The organism is Clostridium sp. ZS2-4 (assembly GCF_026719745.1).
GTDB lineage: Bacteria > Bacillota > Clostridia > Clostridiales > Clostridiaceae > Clostridium_H.
Map to the genome: position 1 here is coordinate 90,748 of NZ_JAPPRQ010000044.1, position 20,000 is coordinate 110,747.

Below are 20,000 nucleotides of genomic sequence, written 5' to 3' on the forward strand. Positions count from 1 at the left end.
TCTGGTTTAGATTATTTTATTTAGCGTTATTTAATTTTTTTTGATTCATAATAGCCATCATAATACCAAGAGTTATGAAAGCTCCAGGTGCAAGTATAAATACTAATGCTGGATCTACAGTTTTTGGCATTATTTGATAATCAAAAAGTTTACCTGCTCCTAATAATTCTCTAACCATACCTATAATTGTTAATGATAGTGTAAATCCAAGTCCTTGACCTATACCATCAAATATAGATGGCACTGGACCATTTTTTGAAGCATATGATTCCGCACGTCCAAGTATTATACAGTTAACAACTATAAGTGGTATGAACATACCTAATGACTTATTTAAATCTGGCAGATATGCTTGTAACATGAATTGAAGCAAAGTAACAAATGATGCAATAACAACTATAAATGCTGGTATACGCACCTTATCTGGTATAACTTTTCTTAGTAAAGATATAACAAGGTTAGCCCCTATAAGAACTACTGTAGTTGAAAGTCCCATACCCGCACCATTTATAGCACTTGAAGTTACTGCTAGAGTAGGACACATTCCTAACACTTGTACGAATGTTGCATTCTCTTTGAATATACCATTCTTTAATCTTTCTATAAGAACTCCCATTATTTTTGTCCTCCTTTCAATTCTTTTTTATAAAATTCTACTGCAGAATTAACTCCTGTAGTTACAGCCTTTGATGTTATAGTAGCTCCTGTTATTGCTTTTATTTCATTATCATTTGCTGGAACTGTTTTAACTACTGCAAGTTCTTTTTCAATTGGTTTTCCTTTATATTGTCCTGAAAATTCTGGTTCAGGTGCCTTAGCTCCAAGTCCTGGTGTTTCACTTTGATTTATGATTTTAATACCTTCAATTTTACCCTCTGTTGAAATACCAACCATCATTTCTACTGGTCCACCATAACCTTTTGGAGCAACCTTTATAGTATATCCTGCTACGTCGCTTCCTTTTTTACCTTCATTAACTTCCTTAATACCTTCTGCTTTTTTATCAAGTTTATCAAAGCTTTCAGCACTTGGTAAAACTTCCTTCATAGCTGCTTCATTTTCTTTCTTTTGCTGTTCAGCTATAGGAGCTGCTGTAATTTTATTAGCTCCTCCTAATATTAATCCGGATATCGCTGTAATTATTAATAATGTTATTCCTAACTTTATTATTTCATTTTTACCTTTATCCATGTTACTTCACCTCCCCAGTTCCAAATACTCTAGGTCTTACATATTTATCTATAAGAGGCACGAATAAGTTCATTATAAGAATTGAGTAAGAACATCCTTCTGGATATCCACCCCAGTTACGGATAATCATAGCTAATGCTCCACCAGCAATAGCAAATATAATTTGTCCTTTTTTAGTCATTGGAGATGTTGTGTAGTCAGTAGCCATGAAGATACCTCCAAGCATTACACCACCAACCATTATTTCATATATACCAGCTGTAGCACCTAAACCACCTCTTCCGAAGATAGTTCCTAATACTGCTATGGTTCCAAGATAGAATACTGGTATATGCCAAGTTATAACTCTTCTATATAAAAGATAAGCAAATCCTATTAATAATGCAATAGCAGAAGTTTCTCCTATACATCCACCTACTTGTCCCAAGAAAGCTTGAGTTAAGCTTGGTAATTGTGCTCCTGTTGCTTCTGCACCTTTTAATATTGCAAGCGGTGTTGCTCCTGTTGTTCCATCTATAGGGTTTGTCCATGTTGTCATAGCAACTGGATATGAAGCAAGTAAAAATGCTCTTCCTGCAAGAGCAGGGTTAACTATATTTTGTCCTATTCCACCAAATAAACATTTAACAACTATAATTGTAAATATTGATCCTACAACAACCATCCATAATGGTAGTGATGGTGGAACGTTGAATGCAAGTAACAATCCTGTTACAACTGCACTTAAATCTACTGCTGTGTTTTGTGATTTAGTTAGTTTGCACCATACCCATTCTGAAACAGCGCAAGATAAAACTGCTGTTAATATAACTAATGCTGCCTGTAGCCCAAAGTAATATATTCCTGCTAGTGTAGCTGGAATCAATGCAATAATAACATCTCTCATAATTGTTTGTACTGAGCTGTTGTCACGAATATGAGGAGATGAGGACACTGTATACATTTCAGCCATTAAAATTCACTCCTTATCTATTTTTTTCTCTTATTTGCTAAAACAGTTCTCTTTGAAGTACGGATTGATTGAATTAAGTGACGTTTTGCTGGACATACAAATGTACAAGATCCGCATTCTATACAATCTAATCCATGACATTCTTCGAATCCGTCAAAATCTTTTCTTCTTCCTAATGAATCAATATTTGATGGTATTAAGAACATTGGACATGCTTCAACACATTTTCCACATCTAATACAGCTTGATTCTTGAGGTAATACTGCTTGTTTTGCAGTTAAGCAAAGAATTCCTGATGCTGCTTTAACAACTGGTATATCTAAAGTAGATATAGCCATACCCATCATTGGACCACCTGAAATTATTTTTACTGGATCTTCATTAAATCCGCCACAAGCATCAACTAGCTCTCTGAAAGACATACCATTTCTTACTCTTAAGTTTTTTGGTTCCTTAACAGCTTCACCAGTTACAGTAACAATTCTTGTAGTTGAAGGTTTTCCAAGTACTACTGCTTGGTAGATTTCATGAAGAGTTGTAACGTTTTGCACTATACATCCTGCATCTGCTGGAAGCTTTCCTGATGGAACTTCTCTCTTAGTTATAGCATAAATTAATTGCTTTTCAGCACCTTGAGGATATTTAGTTTGAAGACTCTTAACTTCTATATTAGCAATATCTTTAACTGCCTTTTGCATTACTTCTATAGCATCTTTCTTATTATCCTCTATTCCTATATATCCTTTTGCATTTGGATACATATGAAGAACTATTTTAAGACCTTCAACGATCTTTTCAGTTTCTTCTAACATTATTCTGTGGTCACATGTTAAATAAGGTTCACACTCAGCTGCATTGATTACTATAGAATCAATTTTCTTATCTGGTGGTGGAAGAAGTTTTACATTAGTTGGGAAAGCTGCTCCCCCCATACCTACTACTCCAGCTTCTTTAACAAGCCCTGCAATTTCTTCCTTTGTCATTTCATGATAATCTTTAGGTTTTACAAATTCTACTTCTTCATACTGTCCATCATTTTCGACAATAACTGCAAGTGCTTTTGTTCCACTAGCTGTTAATACTGGTTTAACATCCTTAACAGTTCCTGAAACACTGCTGTGAATATTTGCAGAAATAAATCCACTAGCCTGACCTATCTTTTGTCCAACTAACACACTGTCACCTTTTTTTACTAGGCACTCAGCAGGTGCTCCTATATGTTGGGACATAGGAAATACTAAAAGATCTTTTGGCTGTAAATCCTCAATAGGCTTATTTTCTGTGAAATGTTTGCCATGAGGTGGATGTACGCCTTTTTTAAAAGTTAAAATTTCCATATAAATCCTCCTGTTCTTTAATGTTAAATATGCACGTTCACTTCATATCACGCACAAAAATATAATCTATAGGAAATTCACATTCACTATAAATTCTATATTATAAAAAATTATAATAATTATAATATACAAAATTAAGATATTGTAAAAATTATCAAAACAATTAATGTTTTGTATACAATTACATTGTAGAATACAAAAAATAGTTCTGATACAAATATATAATATCACAATATATTACATTTGTGTGTATCAAATTAATAATTACGTCGTAATTTTTAAAACCTTTTTTGTCAAAATTTATTCATACGCATAAGTTGTTGTTTGTTGTCAAAACTTGTTAGCATTTATATATTATATATTTAACCTTTGTATAATATATTTTAATATAACTTATATTATATTAAAATATCATGTTTTACTAGTGTGTAATTTTGTTGTTTTTGCCTATAAACATCTTTTATTAACTACTTAACCCATTTTATAATATCACATTATATCATATATTTGCGAATTTGCACAATATTAAAATTTGTCTGACATTTCAATAACAAGAAGAAAACAAGGGGACGGTTCTTGACTTTTAATTTCGTAAAAGTCAAGAACCGTCCCCTTGTTTTTATTCTTTAAGCCTACATTTTTCCTCTATTATCCAAATATTCATCATAAGTCATTCTCTTATCAATTAATCCCTCTGGTGTAATTTCTATAATTCTGTTGGCAACTGTTTGTACAAATTGATGGTCATGAGAAGTAAATAGAATTGTTCCTGGAAATTTTATAATTCCATTATTAACAGCTGTAATAGATTCTAAATCTAAGTGGTTAGTAGGTTCATCAAATATTAAAACATTTGCTCCGCTTAACATCATCTTAGAAAGCATGCATCTAACTCTTTCCCCTCCTGAAAGCACATTAACTTTTTTTAATGCTTCCTCACCACCAAAAAGCATTCTTCCAAGGAAACCTCTAATGAAGCTTTCTGATTTTTCTTCAGAAAATTGGCGAAGCCAATCAACTAAATTTAAATCTACATTATTAAAAAATTCCGAGTTATCTTTTGGGAAATATTCCTGTGATGTAGTAACACCCCATTTATACTCTCCACTGTCATGCTCCATTTCACCCATTAAAATCTTGAATAATGTTGTTTTAGCAATTTCATTTTCTCCTACAAAAGCTATCTTATCACCTTTGTCTACAATGAAATCTATATTATTAAGAACTGTTTCTCCATCAATTATTTTGGTTAATCCCTTAATGCTCAATAAATCCTTGCCCGCTTCTCTATCAGGACTAAATCCCACAAAAGGATATCTTCTTGATGATGGTCTTATATCATCTAAAGTTATTTTATCAAGCAATTTTTTACGTGAAGTTGCTTGTTTTGCTTTAGATGCATTCGAACTAAATCTAGCAATGAATGTTTGAAGTTCTTTAATTTTTTCTTCTTTCTTCTTATTTTGATTCTTAGCCATTTCTAAAGCTAATTGACTTGACTCATACCAGAAATCGTAGTTACCCACGTATAATTGTATTTTCCCAAAATCTAAGTCTGCAATATGTGTACATACCGTATTCAAGAAATGTCTATCATGTGAAATAACTATAACTGTCCCTTCAAAATTAAGAAGGAAATCTTCTAACCATTCTATAGACTTTAAATCTAAATGGTTCGTAGGCTCATCTAATAAAAGAACATCTGGCTGTCCAAATAATGCTTGAGCAAGAAGTACCCTTACTTTTTCCATCGCACTTATATCCTTCATTAGCTTTTCATGAAGTTCTTCTCCTATACCAAGTCCCATTAACAAAGATGCAGCTTCTGATTCAGCTTCCCATCCATTAAGTTCGGCAAATTCAGCTTCAAGCTCAGCAGCTTTCATTCCGTCTTCATCTGAAAAATCTTCTTTAGTGTATAAAGCATCTTTTTCTTTCATAATTTCATAAAGTCTAACATGTCCCATTATTACTGTATCCAATACTTTATGCTCATCAAATTGGAAATGATCTTGTTTTAAAACTGCCATTCTTTTTCCTGGACCAAGTATTACATCACCTGTATTAGGTTCAATTTCTCCAGAAAGTATTTTTAAAAACGTTGATTTACCTGCACCATTAGCGCCTATTAGACCATAGCAATTTCCTGGAGTAAACTTTATGTTAACATCCTCAAATAACTTACGTCCCCCATACCTCAAACTTACTCTACTTGTACTTATCATATATTACTCTTTCCTCCACACTCAATTTTTTTCTTCCGTGAAACCTCTCAAACATTATAATATATAAGGGGACGGTTCTCAACTTTTTTAATATAAAAAAGTTGAGAACCGTCCCCTTATTTTTTTGAAAGTTTAACTATTGATAAATTTAATATTCAATAATTTTTCTATTATTTTCACTGAATTTACTGAAATTAATTCAGAGCTCTTTACAGTTTTGAATTAATTCCGCCAAAATATTTCATCATTGCAGGATTCGTGAGCATTTCAAATTAATCTGTTCCAAAATTACACTAAATCTACCAATTCACTACTACAGCCTTAAAACATCTATAAACGTAAAAAAATACACTTTGAGTAATACTTTTATTTATGCTACTATTAAACCGAATTCAAACAAGTTACAAAATTTAGCTATTAAGCTTGGCTCTAAAAGATAATGGCTAGTGTATTATAAATATTATATTATAAAAGGAGAAGTATCATGAAAACTTTATGTAAGGAAATAGGTCTATTAATTATTGGTTGTTTGTTTTTTTCACTTTACGTTTGTATATTTTTAGTACCAAATAAGATTGGTACTGGTGGTTTGACTGGAGTTTCTTTAGGATTAAATCAACTATTTAATCTTCCTATTGGATTTACAACTCTGATTATGAATATTCCGCTTTTTATTTTTGGTTATAATATTTTAGGTAAACATTTTGCAATTAAAAGTGGATTTATTGTAGTTAGTTCTTCTTTTTTAATAGATTTTCTTAACGCACATTTCTCCTTTGAACCCTTAGGTGATGTGCTTACAGCAACTATATTTTGTGGAGTTATTTCAGGAATAGCAATGGCAATACTTTTTATGGCTGGTGCATCAACAGGGGGATTCGATATATCCGGTAAAATTATTAGAAATAAATTTCCAAACTTGCAACTTCCTAAAATTTTACTTGTCCAAGATATAATAATATATGCTTTTTTAGCATTTACACTAGGACCTCACTCAGTAATGTACGCAATTATAATGAGCTTTATTAGATCTAAAACCATAGATACTATCCAAGAAGGTATAGCCTCTTCACGTCAGTGCATCATTATATGCAAAGAACCTGCTTTGATTATAGAAGCTATAAAAAGTGAGCTTGAAAGAGGAGTAACTTTACTTAATGCAGAAGGTTGTTACTCTCATACAGATAGGAAATTTATATATGTAGTTATTCAAAAATTTCAATTGAACACTTTTAAAACTCTAGTTAATAGAATAGATCCAACTGCATTTGTTACGGTATCATCAGTAAATGATATTCAAGGTAACTTTAAACAGAAATCTCTTTCAATATAAAAACAAGGGGACGGTTCTTGACTTTTTAGCACTTAAAAGTCAAGAACCGTCCCCTTGTTTCCTTGTTTTAATTTAAAAAATACGAATTAATAACAGCAAAATATTCTCTCACATAAAAATTAGGTATTAATAAGAAATGTAACTTAGCAGGCACTGCATAGGTGTCAAATCCTACTCGTTTTGCAAGAAATTGAGCTCTAAACATATGAAAATCACTAGTAACAATAGAAATTGTCATATCATTTCTTCCATCAATTTGCTCTAATTTATTTTTAGTATATTTTAGATTTTCTGATGTACTTGTTGATTTGTCTTCTTTTATAATATTTTTTTCACTAACTCCATGGTTAATTAAAAATCTTTTCATAGCTTCTGCTTCAGTTATGTCTTCCCCAGGTCCTTGTCCACCTGAAACTACAATTTTAACATCTGGATACTTGTTTATATATTCTAAACTTTTATGCATTCTTTTGCTTAAAGCTAACGACATTTTTTCTCCTCTTAATCCAGCTCCTAAAATCACTAAGTAGTCACTTTTCTTTATTTCACCACAAATTCCAGAAGTAATTATAAATCCTTCTATAATAATAAAAGAAGCTACTCCAATAGAAACTAAAGTAATAAATACCAATTTTATTTTTTTATTAATTCTTATTTTTTTATTTTTATCTAATTTTTTAATTATACCTATTAAAAGCATAAAAACCCCAAACATTACCCAGAATTCAGAAAAACTTATTTTCCCCCCAAATGTAACTAATAAAAAATAATATATAATACTTATTAATCCTAATATAATCATACTTACGCCTTTTATTTTCTCCATAACTGCATCCTCCTTTACCAGTGCTTATTAAATCTAAATCTTAATTTAATAACTAGTCATAATATAAATCATCTTAACATTTTATTTTATTTAACAGTTATCAAATTGGTAACAAATGAACTGATACTATTTTATTTATATACCCATATGCTGAACATATGTTAAAAACTGTGGGACGGTTCTTCTCTTTTGGTTTCCCTCATGAAACAAATTTAATGTTGAATAAACACTAATTAATTTGTCAATAATTAGATATATTTATATTTAAGGAGTGATTATAATGCCAAGGACAGCTAGAATAAAGTCTAATACAGCAATATACCATATTATGATGAGAAGTATAAGTGATTTTAATCTTTTCAGAGATAGTGAAGATAAAGATAAATATTTGAAGTTACTAAAAAAATATAAAGAAGTTCATACTTTCAAGTTGTATGCCTTTTGTCTTATGGATACTCACGCACATTTACTAATTGATTCTAATGGAGCTGATATTAGCAACTTCATGCATAAAATTAATCAATGTTATGCTCAATATTATAATAAAAGATATCACAGAACAGGTCATGTATTTGGAGATAGATTTAAAAGTAAAATAGCTTGTACTGATATTTCTATTATGTGTATGTCAGCATATATACATAACAATCCAAAAGATATAAAAGGTTACAGAAATTGTGTTGAAAATTATTCCTATTCAAGCCTCGGAATTTATTTAGGGAAGCAGAAAGATATTTATAATATTATAGATTCATACTTTGTATTAAATTATTTTAATCCTGATCCAATTTTAGCAACAACTCGTTATTTTTCATTTGTTAAATCAAGAACCAACGAAAGTATTGATAACATATTAATTGATGAATTAGCTTTAAAAAATATCTCCATAAATAATAAAAGTTATACAAAACCTGTAATAAGAAATTTCAAACCAGAAGAAATTATTAAGTATATTGCAGATTTATATGACTTTAAGGAAACAGATATTCATATAAAGTTTTCTCATAAATCATCAATTTTTAGATCATTATGCGTATTATTAATGCATAATTTATGTGACTTGAAGTCACATGAAATGTGTGCTATATTAGGTAATATCAGCCCTTCATCTATATCGCGTCTTTGCAATAATGGTTACAAACTGCTTCTTAACGATGGTAAATATAAAAACTTACTTATAAATTTCTTTAATCATAAACTGGCTTAATTTTTTATATAATTCTTACCCTAATTATTTTTTTAAGACATGTACTACATTATTTAACATATAGTTTTTATAATTATTGAAAAATTTCACTCTGCATTTACAATATTAAATGAATAGTTGAGAACCGTCCCCTTGTTTTTCCTTTCGTTTTTCCTTTCGTTTTTCCTTTCGTTTTTCCTTTCGTTTGTCCTATATTTTGTGTTGCTTTTCTTGTTGTAAGCACATACTATTTATGATATATTATATACGTTTTAGAGCAAACCACAATCTGCTAAGGAGGTACTCAAATATGAACCAAACCACTAAAGAATATGTTTTGTTAATTCTTGGATGCATATTATATTCACTAGGTACATCTGTATTTTTAATACCTGCAAATATAGGATCTGGGGGAGCAACAGGTATCGCACTTTGTTTTAACAGCTTACTTAAAGTTCCAGTTGGATTAACAATTATACTTGTAAATTTACCCCTTTTCATATTCGGTTATAAATTTTTAGGTAGAAAATTTGCTTTTAGAAGTGCAATTATTGTTTTTTTTACATCTATATTTATAGATTATCTTACTTTGGTACTTACGCCTTTTAATTTAAAAGCAATCATGTCACAGGATATTATGCTTTCTGCAATTTTTTGCGGAATTACTCTTGGAATTGGTATATCTTTAATTTTCATGGGGGGCGGATCTACTGGTGGTTTTGATATATCTGCTAAAATTATAAACAACAAATTCCCTTCATTATCAATATCAAATATTCTTTTAATTCAAGATATATTAATTTATCTATTTGTAGCAGCAGTATTAGGTCCTCGTTCAGTTATGTACGCACTTATAATGAGTTTTGTACGCACTAAATCATTAGATACTATTCAGGAAGGAATTTCATCTTCAAAACAATGTATGATAATTTGTGAGTCTCCTAAAGAAATTATTTCAGAAATCCAAAATAAATTATTACGAGGAATTACTATAATTGATGCTATAGGAGCTTATTCAAATGGACATAAAAAAATTATTTATGTTGTTATACAAAATAATCAATTAAACACTCTAAAAAAAATTGTAAAGTATATTGATCCTCATGCTTTTGTAACTGTATCTTCCGTAAGTGATATATTGGGAAATTATAGACAATCCTCTATGAGTATATAAAATCATATATTATTTAATACAAAAACACACACTATTTTAAAATTCAGTGTGTGTTTTTGTATTTTTATAAAAAACCTAATTAAATCTTAAGAACCGTCCCCTAATATACCCTAATATAAAAGCCTGAAGTCTGGGACTTTTATAGATTCATTACCTTTTCCTTTTTCGATTTTTTCAATTATAGCTTTAATATTTTCAAAGTTATCATTAATTACTTTTTTTGTATATTCATCTGTGGTTTCAATAATTCCAGTACTAGCTTGTTTTAAATTATAATATCCTCTTTGAAAATCATTTGTATACATAATATAGTAGCATGCCGCATTATTTAAGGTTAATATGTCATTTTTATCAAGCTTATATGCTTTTCTTATTTCTTTTATTCCATCTTCCGATTTTCCCATAGTAAGATAAACTGTCCCCAGGGTTCTATGATATTTAATTGAATTATCTTTTAATTTTGTACACTCCACTAAAATTTCAGCCGCTTCTTTATTTTTTTCAGCATTAAAATAAATTAAAGCTATATTATATTTGATTTCTGACTCAGTTGGTTTGATACTGCTGGCAAGTTTGAAATACTCTAATGCTTTTTCCGGTTTTTGAGCTTGATACCAGTAGTAATTTGCAGTATTACATATGATATTATAATTATATGGTTCTTTTGATATTGCTGTTCTAAAATACGCTGCTGATGCTGTATTACTTTCTTTTTTTCTTAAAATTTCCGGCATTAAAAATGCATAGTTATCTGGATAATCCTTATTTTTTTCTATGGATTTATTACAATATTCTGCTGCTTTGTCTAAATCGTTCTTTTTTAAATAATGCCATGCTGCAGTATGAAATACTCTATAATCATCCTTATTATTTTTTATAACTTCCTCAATTAATTTATCAGCATCTTCGTCCTTCTTTAAATTCTGCAGTACAGAAGCCTCTATTAATTTTATTTCTATTTTTCCTGTATCCTTGTCCTTAAGTTCACCTATTAATTGTTCTGCTTCAATTGAATTTACAGGCTTTAAAGAATATACTTTTGCAAGCCACATCTTATATGCCGCATCTTGTGGATTTCTTTCCTGCAATTTTTTTATACTGTTTATTATTAATTCTCTGTTATATACAGAAGCCTGGGCTAAAACATCATAAATTTTGTATTCATCTTTATCAATATTCCATGCTGTCCTAAGCTCAGTAAATCCGCCATCCATATCACCTATAAGCATAAGCAATCTTGAATATTCCGCCATATCATATGCAGAATTTTTATCTACAGCATATGATTTTACTAATTTTTTAGCCTCTCCATTTTTACCAGCATTCATATAAATTGCAATCATAGTTTTTTTTAGTTCTTTATTTTGAGGATTAGCTTTTAAAGCTTCTTCCCCATATTTTAAAGCTTCTTCCATTTTTCCATTCATAAATTGAGTGAATACTATATTATTTATAACTTTATTATCTTTATTCTTAGATACTTGTGCTAGTTTCACATAATTTTCTGAACTTTCATTATCTCCTTTTACCGAATATGCTTCTGCAATATTTATATTCTTCCAAGCTAATGTTTTATTATCATCTTCTAAATTGTCTGTCTTTATTTTATTATATTCCTCTATAGCCTTGTCATATTGACCTAAATAAAAATACTCTTCTCCTTTTTTTTCAAATTGGGCATTTTTATTTACAATATTACTTTTACGTGTTGCAAAAAGTGTAATAATTATTACTAAACATACAACCGCTCCAACTGCACCTATTATAGTTTTTTTGTTTAAGTTTTCTTTATTAAAATTAATATCAAATTTCATATTACTCACCTCTTATCAACACTTTACGTATTATTTTAACAAATTTCTTTTAAAAAAGCTACAAAACTTCTCTAATTGAATAAAAAAGAAATTTTCCATTTTATTGTTAACATTTTGCATTTAAGTTATACTATAATTTAGTTGATATTCAAAATTAATGTTATTGCTTAAATAAAAGCTTTATCTTAAATAATTTATAAGATACTACTCAATTAATATATAGGTTTCAATAATGATTCTACTCATTAGAACTTAATATACAAGGCACTAATATTGTTTTTGTAATAAATTTATAAATGCATTTTATTAATTGGAACTTATATACTTTAATATTTATATTCGCACTAAAAGTATTAGTCCACATATAACATATTTTATTCTATAGCTTGGTACCTCTATTCTCCCTAGCATTCAAACAGAGTCCAAACTCTACCTGAAGTAATTTAAAATTAATTTAACGATAGGAGCGATAATTTTGAGAAAAAGAAAGAAAAGAAGGATAAAAGTTAAAAATAAGCTTCGTTTCACCTTAATGTCTACAATTGTTGTAATAATGTTATTCTCAATAGGGTTTTGGAGCTACTCTTCAAAATCCCCCAAAAATAATAACACCGTCTCTAATCAAAATATTGTACAATCCAAGAAAATAGAAACACCTGAACCAAAAGAGAAAGTAAAAAAAGACCTTCCTAAAGAAATTCATTCTGAAATTTTATTGACTTCTATTGGTGACTGTACTTTAGGGCGTGATGATAAATTTTCTTATGAAAATTCACTACCATACATATTTAAAAAGAATAATAGTGATTACTCATATTTCTTTAAAAACGTATATGAAATATTTAAAAATGATGATATAACTACAGCAAATCTGGAAGGAACCTTCACAAACTCTACTGAAAAAGCAAACAAGCAGTTCACTTTTAAAGCTCCTGCTGATTACGCCAAAATACTAACCAGCGGAAATATTGAAGGTGTTAACTTATCCAATAACCATATATATGACTATTTAGACAAAGGTTTCAAAGATACTAAAAAAGCTCTTGAAGCTGTAAATATTCCTTATTTTGGTGAAGGTTATGTTTGGAAAAAAGAAATCAAAGGAATTAAATTTGCTTTTTTAGGATATAAAGGCTTTTATAATAATGAAAATTTGCGTAAAAAACTTGAAGATAATATAAAAGCTTTAAAATCTGAAAATTATATTGTAGTAATAAACTTTCATTGGGGAAAAGAAGGCAGCTATTATCCTACTGATTCACAAAAAACAATTGCTCATAATGCAATTGATAGTGGAGCGGATTTAATTATTGGACATCATCCTCACGTAATTGAAGGAATAGAAAAATATAAAGATAGAATTATATGCTATAGTCTTGGTAACTTCTGTTTTGGTGGCAATAAAAATCCTAGTGATAAAAATACAATGATCATACAAACTAAATTTAATTTTACTAATAACAAGTTTACTTCTTATGATTTTAAGATAATACCTTGCAGTATTTCATCAGTCAATTACATGAACGATTATTGTCCAACACCATTAAAGGGTGATAAAAAAACATCACTACTTGAAAAAATTAATAAAATATCTCCTAATCTAGACTTTAAAATTGACGGTGAATTCCACAATATAAAAGTAGAACACTAATCTGTATTGTATTCTCTATTTTATAATTAAATGTATGAAAGTAAAGACATATTTATTAATATATATTGCAATTATCAATGATCATAGTTCAATGCTCCATTCATGAAAAAACTTCACTGAAGTTTTAATTCAATAACTATTATTTATTGCAACTTATATATTAAAAATGAACTTTACATTACTGATATTTACTTCGCTATTTCAGATCAATTAAGAAATAATTGAGAAATTACACATACATAAAATTAACATTTAACTTAGATTATATGTTTAACACATAAATTTTATTCAGAAAATTAACGTCATATGAATAGTAAAAAAGCCAAAATTCTTATTTTTTCATTTAAGAGTTTATGGCTTTTTTGTTTTTTAATACTTAATAATGAGGAAATATAAGATTTTGTGCATAATAACGACTACCAGTAAAATATTTCCATTTATTTGAATACGTGATAAAATCTTATTAGTAGTATATTTTTCATAAAATAGTACATAATTTCTTAATAGGATGGAGGTGTTAGATATTAATATCAAATCTGTTTTAGCAATATTTGCTTCAAAATTTATTATGCATTTATCTAAAAGATTATATAAAGGTGGAACAAATTTTCCTGGAAAAGTTGCACTTAAATTCGATAAAAATATATTAATTAAAATTGCCAAAGACTATAATGTAATGTTGGTAACAGGAACAAATGGAAAAACTACAACTACAAATATGATCTATACCATCTTAAAAAATAATGGTGAAAATGTTATAACCAATGATACTGGCGCTAATATGTATACAGGAATAATATCTTGTTTTATAAAAAATTATAGATTCGGTAACAAACCCAAAAACAACTATGCAGTAATCGAAGTTGATGAAGCTAATGTAAAATATGTAACAGAATATATAAAACCTGAAATAATCACTATAACAAATCTTTTTAGAGACCAGTTAGATAGATATGGTGAAGTATATACAACCTTAGAAAAGATTCTAGATGGGGTGAAAAAATCCCCTGATTCTACCTTAATATTAAATGGTGATGAATCCCTTTTAGGAAATTTAGATTTAAAAAATAAAATATTATATTACGGATTTAAAACTACAATTAATGCACAAAATAAACTTTCATTAAATGCTGATGCAAAATTTTGTAAACATTGTAAACGTCCATACAGCTATAATTTTATAACTTATAATCATTTAGGCGACTTTCATTGTGACAATTGCGGATATAAACGTCCTGAATTAGATTTTTATGTTAATAAAGTAATCTCTTTAACCTCAACTGGCTCTATAGTAGAAATTAATGATACAGAATATATAATAAATCAATCTGGTACATATAACATTTATAATGCTTTATGTGCCTTTAGCATTGCAAAAACCTTAAAAGTAGCGGATTACATTATTTATGATTCACTGAAAACTCTCAATTGCAGTTTCGGACGTCAAGAACTTATAAAGATAAATAATAAAAACTTAAAGATAATCTTAGTGAAAAACCCCGCTGGGTTTGATGAAGCTTTAAGTTCCATCAATTTAGATGATAGAAATAAAAGTCTAGCCTTGCTTTTAAATGATAATTCAGCTGATGGCAGAGACGTTTCTTGGATTTGGGATGTAAACTTTGAAAATCTTAATTCTTTGAAAATAGACAATATAATGGTTTCAGGAATACGTCTTTATGATATGGGCATACGTCTCAAGGTTGCAGGCTTTAACGAAAAGCTATTTTCTATATGTGATAATTATGAATGTCTTTTGAATAACATTGAAAATACTAATGGCTCTATGGTATATATGCTGGCTACTTATACAGCAATGACCAGTTTTAGAAAATTTCTAAACAATAAAGGCTACATAAAAAAATTATGGTAATAACCTTTTTATGGTAGTAAAAGTCCACTTAAAAATAAATTTTTACAGTAAAATCCCTAGTCTGGAGGTGATATTTTGGAACTTAATATTTGTCATATGTATCCTGATTTACTAAATGTTTATGGAGATGTTGGAAACTTATTGATATTAAAATACAGATCCGAAAATCGTGGAATTAAAACTAATATATTCAACGTTTCTATAAATGATGATTTTGACTCTTCCAAGTATGATATTGTGTTTTTTGGTGGTGGCCAAGATTATGAGCAATCAATTGTTTCAAAGGATTTAATGAAAAATAAAAAAGTTGAAATAAAAAAATACATTGAAAGCAATAAAGTATTTTTATCAATCTGCGGTGGTTATCAACTGCTTGGTAAATATTACGTAACTCCTAGTGGTGAAGAACTGGAAGGGCTTAGCGCTTTGGATATATATACAAAATCAGGTAACAAAAGGCTTATTGGTAATACTATAATCTATAATAAAGAATTTAATGAAACCTATGTTGGTTTTGAAAATCATTCTGGGAAAACCTATATAGGAAATTTAAAACCTCTTGGTAAAGTTTTAGCTGGATATGGAAATAACGGTGAAGATGGCTATGAAGGCTGCATATATAAAAATACCTATTGTACCTATTTTCATGGTTCTTTATTATCGAAAAATCCTGAACTAGCAGATAGGTTATTATTATCAGCTCTTAAAAATAAATATGGTAAATTCATATTACCTCCTTTAGATGACACCTATGAACTAAAAGCAAAAGAATTTATTATAAAAAGAGAAATGGTACAATAGCTAAAAATCAAACCGCTACTTTATTTAAGTGAATAATAAAATTAGCGGTTTAATTCATCATTTATTTAAAATTTTATGTTTTTCTAGTTCTTTATATTCTCTTGGTGTAATTTCTTCAAAAGTTTTAAATATATATCCTTCATCCTTAAAATATTTAATTATATCCGGCAAAGCTTCTACTGTAGTTTTTTTATAGTAGGAATCATGCATAAGAACAACTACTATTCCACTATTTTCACTTATTTTCTTGCTCTGTTTTATAACATTATCCTTAATTTTATAAGCTGGTATATTTCTCCCTAATGCATCATTAGAGCAAACATTCCATCCAACATAATTTATTTGTTGTTCTTTTAACATTTCCCTGATTCTATTCATAGTATACTGGTTTGAAACCTTATTATATGCTCCTCCTGGAATCCTTATATAGGAAACGGGATTTTTTTTTGTTATATTTCTAATTATATCATTACATTTTTGTAAATCTTCCATATAAGCTTCTGCACTTTTATATATTTTGTTATAGTCATGGGAATAAGTATGAACAGCAATACACATATTATTTTTATATAATTCCTGAAAAACTTCTGGATTTTCATCAACTAGAGCTCCTATAATAAAAAAAGTAGCTTTTACATCATTTTCTTTTAAAATTTTGATTATTTTCCCAGTATTGTTTATTGAAGGACCATCGTCAAAAGTTAAATACACTACCTTTTGTATACTCTCTTTACTTTCATCCTTACTTATATACATAGGTACTGCAAAAGCAAAATTACAATAAGAAAATAAAATATTAAATATACATACAAATATTAACATCGTCATATTTCTCCATAATTTATTCATGAGTAGCACCTCTCTATTTGTTCCTATATAACTATATTGTACTTTTTATATTAAAATAACTCTATGTAATTTAATGAATCTAATCAAGATAAGGGGACGGTTCTCAATTTTTGCTAAAATCAAAAATTGAGAACCGTCCCCTCATTTTATTTAACTTCTAACTTTAATTGATCATTATCCCTTAAAATCTTAATTAATGAACCATCATAAACTTCACCTTTAATTATCAATTTTGCTATTGCAGTTTCTAAAGTTTTAGCTATATACCTTTTTAAAGGTCTAGCTCCATAAACAGGATCATATCCTTCTTCAGCCATAAGCTGTTTTGCTTCCTTTGAAATTTCTAACTGAATGTTCTTTTCCCTCAATCTTTCTTTTATTTCTTCAACAAAAATATCAATTATTTTTTCTATTTCCCCTTCTGTTAATGACTTAAACATTATTATATCATCTAATCTATTTAAAAATTCAGGCTTAAATCTCCTTTTCATTGCATCCATTACTTTTTCTTTTATTTCTTCATCAATATAATTTGAACCCTTATTCTCTAAAAGATAGCTGCTTCCTATATTGGAAGTCATAATAATTATACAATTTTTAAAATCTATGGTTTTTCCCTTATTATCAGTAAGCCTACCATCATCTAAAATTTGAAGAAAGATATTAAACACATCATCATGTGCCTTTTCAATTTCATCAAATAAAATAACGCTATACGGGTTTCTTCTTACCGCTTCAGTTAGCTGTCCTCCTTCTTCATATCCAACATATCCCGGAGGAGCTCCAATAAGTCTAGATACAGAATACTTTTCCATGTATTCTGACATGTCAATTCTAATTATATTATTCTCACTATCAAATAAAGTTCTTGCCAAAGTTTTTGCAAGTTCTGTCTTTCCCACTCCTGTAGGACCTAAGAAAATAAATGAACCTATCGGTCTATTAATATCCTTAAGTCCTGCTCTTGCCCTTAAAACAGCATTTGCTGTGGAAGTAACTGCTTCATCCTGTCCAATTACTCTTTTGTGAAGTTCATCTTCTAATCTTAGCAACTTCTCTTTTTCTTTTTCCTGAAGTCTTGTTACAGGTATACCAGTCCATTTTGAAACTATTTCAGATATCTCTATTTCCGTAACTTCTTCTTTCAATAGTGCTCTTTCACTATTATCTTTTAGATTATTTTCATTCTCTTTAATCTGCTCCTCAAGGTTAGGAATAATTCCATATTTTAATTCTGCAACCTTATTTAGCTCATAGTCTCTTTCAGCTTTTTCAAGATCCCCTCTTGCTTTATCCAATTTTTCCTTCAAATTTCTAACCACAGTAATATCCGCTTTTTCTTTTTCATATTTTGCAGTCATTTCTTTATCTTTTTCTTTTAATTCACTTAAGTCTTTTTCTAAAAATGATAACCTTTCTTGAGATGCTTTATCTTTTTCTTTTGATAGAGCCTCTTTTTCAATCTCCAATTGAAAAACTCTACGCCTTACCTCATCTAATTCAGTAGGAAGACTATCTATTTCTGTTCTAATCATGGAACCTGCTTCATCAATCAAGTCAATAGCTTTATCAGGTAAAAACCTGTCCGTTATATATCTATCTGATAATTTAGCTGCTGCCACTATAGCAGAGTCATGTATTCTAATTCCATGATGTATCTCAAATCTTTCTTTAAGTCCTCTTAGTATAGAAATAGTATCAGCAACTGTTGGTTCATTAACTATAACTGGCTGAAATCTCCTCTCAAGAGCTTTATCCTTTTCAATATATTTTCTATATTCATCGAAGGTTGTTGCACCAACACAGTGGAGCTCCCCTCTTGCCAACATTGGCTTTATAAGATTACCAGCATCCATAGCTCCTTCTGTTTTTCCTGCTCCCACAATAGTATGTATCTCATCAATAAATAAAATTATTCTACCTTCACTACTTTTAACTTCCCTTAATACCGCTTTTAATCTTTCTTCAAATTCTCCTCTAAATTTAGCACCAGCAATTAAAGCGCCCATATCTAAAGAAAAAATTATCTTATTCTTAAGTCCTTCAGGTACATCTCCTCTAACTATTCTTTCAGCAAGTCCTTCAACTATAGCTGTTTTACCAACCCCAGGTTCACCTATTAAAACAGGATTGTTTTTTGTTCTTCTTGATAAAATTCTTACAACTCGTCTTATTTCTTCATCTCGCCCTATAACTGGGTCTAGCTTATGTTTTTGCGCCTCTTCAACTAAATTTCTTCCATATTTTTTTAAAGCATCATATGTTCCTTCTGGATCTTGAGTTTCAACTCTTTGATTTCCTCTGACTGTAGAAAGAATATTTAAAAATCCATCTTTAGTTATATTAAATGTTTTTAATATTTTACCAACAATCCCCTTTGAATCAATGTCCATAATTGCAAGCATTACATGTTCCACACTTATGTATGAATCCTCAAACCTCTTTGCATACTTTTCTGCTTCAATAAATACTTCTTCTATCCTTCTTACAGCATATACTCCTGAACTTTTTGCTCCTTCACCTAAAACCTTAGGCATTTTATCCAGTTCACTATGTATAGACTGTTTAATATTATTTACATTAGCCCCCATCCCACTAAAAATATTAGGAATAAGTCCATCTTCTTGAGATATTAACGCCATAAATAAATGTATAACCTCTATTTGTTGATGGTTATATTTCACAGCTATTAGCTGTGCCTCATTTAATGCTTGTTGGACCTTTATGGTCATTTTTTCTATATCCACAGCTATCATCCTTTCATATTTATTATAATTATTATTACCTT

The 20,000-nt window shown here is 29.2% G+C and carries 15 protein-coding genes; 6 read left to right on the forward strand and 9 right to left on the reverse strand.

Annotation, left to right across the window (positions count from 1 at the left end; all coding sequences use genetic code 11):
- Nucleotides 1-16 precede the first annotated feature (16 nt).
- The 5 genes from OIO11_RS07565 to OIO11_RS07585 form a co-directional block, all read right to left on the reverse strand.
- Nucleotides 17-616, reverse strand: a complete 600-nt coding sequence (locus OIO11_RS07565) for an RnfABCDGE type electron transport complex subunit E (protein ID WP_268070835.1) — start codon at nucleotides 614-616, stop codon at nucleotides 17-19.
- Nucleotides 616-1,191, reverse strand: coding sequence for an RnfABCDGE type electron transport complex subunit G (locus OIO11_RS07570; RefSeq protein ID WP_268070836.1), 576 nt, complete (start codon nucleotides 1,189-1,191; stop codon nucleotides 616-618). Before OIO11_RS07570 ends, OIO11_RS07565 begins: the two co-directional genes overlap by 1 nt.
- 1 nt (nucleotide 1,192) lies before the next feature.
- The gene (locus OIO11_RS07575) at nucleotides 1,193-2,143 is read right to left on the reverse strand and encodes an RnfABCDGE type electron transport complex subunit D (protein ID WP_268070837.1); all 951 of its coding nucleotides are present in this window, start codon (nucleotides 2,141-2,143) and stop codon (nucleotides 1,193-1,195) included.
- 17 nt (nucleotides 2,144-2,160) lie between these two features.
- Nucleotides 2,161-3,480 (reverse strand): electron transport complex subunit RsxC, encoded by a 1,320-nt coding sequence (gene rsxC / locus OIO11_RS07580; protein ID WP_268070838.1) that lies wholly within the window; start codon nucleotides 3,478-3,480, stop codon nucleotides 2,161-2,163.
- Between the two features lie 632 nt (nucleotides 3,481-4,112).
- The gene (locus OIO11_RS07585; protein WP_268070839.1) at nucleotides 4,113-5,705 is read right to left on the reverse strand and encodes an ABC-F family ATP-binding cassette domain-containing protein; all 1,593 of its coding nucleotides are present in this window, start codon (nucleotides 5,703-5,705) and stop codon (nucleotides 4,113-4,115) included.
- Nucleotides 5,706-6,189: 484 nt separating this feature from the next.
- Between OIO11_RS07585 and OIO11_RS07590 the strand changes: the two genes are divergently transcribed.
- Complete coding sequence (locus tag OIO11_RS07590; protein ID WP_268070840.1) at nucleotides 6,190-7,038, forward strand: YitT family protein; 849 nt, start codon at nucleotides 6,190-6,192, stop codon at nucleotides 7,036-7,038.
- 67 nt (nucleotides 7,039-7,105) lie between these two features.
- On the opposite strand, the gene OIO11_RS07595 is transcribed toward OIO11_RS07590, so the two are convergent.
- A complete protein-coding gene (locus OIO11_RS07595) occupies nucleotides 7,106-7,864 on the reverse strand; it encodes a YdcF family protein (protein ID WP_268070841.1) in 759 nt (252 codons plus the stop codon).
- A 280-nt stretch (nucleotides 7,865-8,144) separates the two neighbouring features.
- Between OIO11_RS07595 and OIO11_RS07600 the strand changes: the two genes are divergently transcribed.
- Complete coding sequence (locus tag OIO11_RS07600; RefSeq protein ID WP_268070842.1) at nucleotides 8,145-9,071, forward strand: transposase; 927 nt, start codon at nucleotides 8,145-8,147, stop codon at nucleotides 9,069-9,071.
- A 289-nt stretch (nucleotides 9,072-9,360) separates the two neighbouring features.
- Nucleotides 9,361-10,224 carry a YitT family protein gene (locus OIO11_RS07605; protein WP_268070843.1) on the forward strand — a complete coding sequence of 288 codons (864 nt, stop codon included), beginning with the start codon at nucleotides 9,361-9,363 and terminating at the stop codon, nucleotides 10,222-10,224.
- A 110-nt stretch (nucleotides 10,225-10,334) separates the two neighbouring features.
- On the opposite strand, the gene OIO11_RS07610 is transcribed toward OIO11_RS07605, so the two are convergent.
- The gene (locus OIO11_RS07610; RefSeq protein ID WP_268070844.1) at nucleotides 10,335-12,038 is read right to left on the reverse strand and encodes a tetratricopeptide repeat protein; all 1,704 of its coding nucleotides are present in this window, start codon (nucleotides 12,036-12,038) and stop codon (nucleotides 10,335-10,337) included.
- A gap of 475 nt (nucleotides 12,039-12,513) precedes the next feature.
- Between OIO11_RS07610 and OIO11_RS07615 the strand changes: the two genes are divergently transcribed.
- The 3 genes from OIO11_RS07615 to OIO11_RS07625 all read left to right on the forward strand — a co-directional run bounded on the left by OIO11_RS07615 (nucleotide 12,514) and on the right by OIO11_RS07625 (nucleotide 16,363).
- Nucleotides 12,514-13,689 (forward strand): CapA family protein, encoded by a 1,176-nt coding sequence (locus OIO11_RS07615; protein WP_268070845.1) that lies wholly within the window; start codon nucleotides 12,514-12,516, stop codon nucleotides 13,687-13,689.
- Between the two features lie 514 nt (nucleotides 13,690-14,203).
- The gene (locus OIO11_RS07620; RefSeq protein ID WP_268070846.1) at nucleotides 14,204-15,562 is read left to right on the forward strand and encodes a Mur ligase family protein; all 1,359 of its coding nucleotides are present in this window, start codon (nucleotides 14,204-14,206) and stop codon (nucleotides 15,560-15,562) included.
- A gap of 75 nt (nucleotides 15,563-15,637) precedes the next feature.
- Nucleotides 15,638-16,363, forward strand: a complete 726-nt coding sequence (locus tag OIO11_RS07625) for a type 1 glutamine amidotransferase (RefSeq protein WP_268070847.1) — start codon at nucleotides 15,638-15,640, stop codon at nucleotides 16,361-16,363.
- 57 nt (nucleotides 16,364-16,420) lie between these two features.
- On the opposite strand, the gene OIO11_RS07630 is transcribed toward OIO11_RS07625, so the two are convergent.
- Together OIO11_RS07630 and clpB are read right to left on the reverse strand one after the other, a co-directional pair.
- Entirely contained in the window at nucleotides 16,421-17,212 is a 792-nt protein-coding gene (locus OIO11_RS07630) for a polysaccharide deacetylase family protein (protein WP_268070848.1), read from the reverse strand.
- A 146-nt stretch (nucleotides 17,213-17,358) separates the two neighbouring features.
- Entirely contained in the window at nucleotides 17,359-19,959 is a 2,601-nt protein-coding gene (gene clpB / locus OIO11_RS07635; RefSeq protein ID WP_268070849.1) for an ATP-dependent chaperone ClpB, read from the reverse strand.
- Nucleotides 19,960-20,000: the final 41 nt, after the last annotated feature.